The sequence below is a fragment of the Ornithinimicrobium sp. genome, assembly GCF_051004135.1.
Taxonomy (GTDB): Bacteria; Actinomycetota; Actinomycetes; order Actinomycetales; family Dermatophilaceae; genus Ornithinicoccus.
Map to the genome: position 1 here is coordinate 1 of NZ_JBPCKQ010000093.1, position 2,767 is coordinate 2,767.

At 69.1% G+C, this 2,767-nt stretch carries 3 protein-coding genes; 2 read left to right on the top strand and 1 reads right to left on the bottom strand.

Features of this window, described 5'->3' with window-relative positions:
* The first annotated feature begins 338 nt into the window (after nucleotides 1–338).
* Nucleotides 339–638, top strand: a complete 300-nt coding sequence (locus tag ACR2FV_RS05505; RefSeq protein ID WP_434014698.1) for a DUF6788 family protein — start codon at nucleotides 339–341, stop codon at nucleotides 636–638.
* On the top strand, nucleotides 635–1,909 hold the full coding sequence (locus tag ACR2FV_RS05510; RefSeq protein WP_434014699.1) for an IS701 family transposase: 1,275 nt from the start codon (nucleotides 635–637) through the stop codon (nucleotides 1,907–1,909). The genes ACR2FV_RS05505 and ACR2FV_RS05510 overlap by 4 nt, the downstream gene beginning before the upstream one ends.
* A 352-nt stretch (nucleotides 1,910–2,261) precedes the next feature.
* Here the strand turns inward: ACR2FV_RS05510 and ACR2FV_RS05515 are convergent, their stop codons facing one another.
* Nucleotides 2,262–2,492, bottom strand: coding sequence for a DUF5678 domain-containing protein (locus ACR2FV_RS05515; RefSeq protein ID WP_434014700.1), 231 nt, complete (start codon nucleotides 2,490–2,492; stop codon nucleotides 2,262–2,264).
* Nucleotides 2,493–2,767 lie beyond the last annotated feature (275 nt).

A 2,767-nucleotide genomic window follows, 5' to 3' on the forward strand; every position in this document is an offset into this window, starting at 1 on the left:
GGGCCAACTCGTACACCGTCAGCTGAGCGTCGTCGTCGCGCGTGATGGCGATCTGCGCGCCGGGCACCGGCCCGACACCTGGTACTGCCTCGCTCTGGTAGGCGGTCCGGCGCGTGGTGTCGGGGCCCCATTGGCGGATCAGCTGCGGACCTTCGGTTGAGGGATGCGCCACGTAGTGGTAGTGGACTTTCGCACTCTTGAAGTGACGCCCGGGAAGCGGCCGGTCACCGAGTAGCTCAGTTCGGGCCCGACACGCCGGGCAAGATCCCGCCTGTTCCAGGCGTCCACGAGATGATCAACCTGCACGCGCCTCGCGTGCAGGTTGGAGGATGTCGGTGATGGCTGGTCCAAGCTCTGCTGGCTTCCCGCGGATGATCCGCGGGTCGGTCGTGGTGCAGCGACGGCGCTGCGGCAAGGCGCAGTGCCGGTGCGCCGATGGTGAGTCGCTGCACGAGGCGACCGTGCTGTCCTACTCAGAAGCCGGGCGCAACCGGACGGTGATGCTGCCCGACGAGCAGATCGGCCCGGTGCGCGCGGCGGTGGAGCGGTACCGGACGGCCCAAGCGGCGCTGGAGGCCAAGGGCAACGCCGGGCTGGCCGTGCTGCTGACCCGGGCCGCTGCTCGCCGCAGCCGGTGACTGCCTGGACGGCAATGCTCGATCTGGTGCGCGGCAGCTTCACCGCGCCGGGCTTCGCCTGCTTCAACGACCTGCTCACCGGCTGGGTGAACACCCCGGGGCGGCGCGCCATCACCCGGATGCTGACCGTCGGCGACCCCGACGGCCGACGGGCGCATGATGCCTATCACCGGTTCGTCCGGGCCGGCCGATGGAGCATGAGCGCGCTGTGGCGGGTGCTCGCCACCCACATCGTCGCTGCCCTGGTCCCGGCCGGGATGGTGACGGTCGACTGCGACGACACGCTGTTCCACCGCGACGGGCGCAAGGTCGAGGGCGCCGGGGTGTTCCGTGACGCGGTGCGTTCCACCGTGCGCAAGGTCGTCTACGCCCGCGGACTGAACCTGGTCGTGCTCACCGTGCGCATCCGGGCGCCGTGGGGCGGCTGCCCGCTGGGCCTGCCGGTGAACATGCGCCTGCACCGCAAGGGCGGGGCGACGACCGTCGCGCTGGCCGCGCAGATGATGACCGAACTCGCCGGCTGGCTGCCCGACCGGCACTTCGCGATGTGCGCCGACGGCGCCTACGCCAGCCTGGCCGGAGCCGGCCTGCCGCGCACCAGCGTGACCAGCCGGCTGCGTCGCGACGCCGCCCTGTACGAGCCTGCCCCGCCGCGCACCGGCCGGCGCGGTCGGCCAGCCAAGAAGGGCGCCCGGCTACCCACCCCACCCCAGCTCGCCGCGACCGCGACCAACTGGACCGCCGTCGAGGTCGAGGAACGCGGCCGCACCGTGCGCCGGCTGATCTGGTCGCGTCAGGTGCTCTGGTACACCGTCGATCCCGACCACCTGGTCCGGCTGGTCATCGTCCGCGACCCGACCGGCACCCAGCCCGACGACTTCTTCATCAGCACCGACACCACGTCCACCGACGCCGAGATCGCCGCCCGCTACGCCGGCCGGTGGTCGATCGAGGTCACCTTCCGCGACACCAAGCAGCACCTCGGCGGCGAACAACCCCAATTCTGGCACGGCGCCGGACCCGAACGCGCCGCCGCGCTGTCCCTGTGGCTGCACACCGCGATCTGGTGCTGGTATCTGTCCAGCTACGGCACCCGACGCAGCTGGACACCCCGACCCTGGTACCCCGCCAAGAGCCACGCCAGCTTCCTCGACGCACTCGCCGCACTCCGCAAAGCGCTGTGGCTACAGCGAATTACAGCCATGTCATGCGCCGCTGAGCCGTCAGGCAAAACCCTGGACAATCTGCTCGACACCCTCGCCGCCGCGTAGCCCAGTTCGGGCCGGCCTCTCAAGAGTGCGAAAGGCCACTCCCAAGACACGTCGTCAAAAGGAGGGAGCGTCAGATGCACCATGTGGCGCTCTGCTTTTCGAGTCCCGCCCAGGATCGTCACCTCCTCAGACGGTGCGCCAGGCTGGCCGAGCCGGATGCCGACCGCTTCGGCCATCGCCGCGTCGAAGAGTGTGACCGGAGCGCCGGTGTCGATCAGGGCAACCAGCCTCGCCTCGTGATGACCGTGTGCCAAGCGCAGATCGACGATGGGGCGGGGGATTGGCCGCACGTATCCGGGCGACGGGCGGCGGGACTCTTCTCGATAAGGGAAGAGGTGAAAGCGCCCGATGGTCAGCCGAGCCCGACAAGGAGTCCTTTCTCCGGCTTGGGCACGCGCTGCATCGTGGCACCCTCGGCCGACGGACCAATCTTGGCTAGGGCGTACACCAGCTCACGTGTGGTTTCCGCTGCCGCAACGACACGCTCGTCCTTCACCGCGATCCAAAGGCCCTCATACTTCTCGAGGCCGACTGTTGCCTCGATTGGTGCGAGACGGCGCTGTGGGCGGCGTGCGATAGCCATGAGTCGACGGTACGCCGAAGTCAAGCCAACACGCCGGGCAACGTCCCAACGATCTCCCGACAGCCACATCGTCATGACTAGAATCTAGATCCTAGGAAGCCTGCGAGGTGGGATGTGGGGCACCAGTTCAATGTGCCGCTCGGGGAGCGCTACGCCGTTGCCCTGCGCCAGTTGGCCTTGCGTGACGACAAGAGCGTCCCCGACACCCTGCGCCCCGCCGTCGAAGCCTTCCTCGAGCATGCGTTGCAGCAGGACAGTGACCTGGCGGCCGCAGT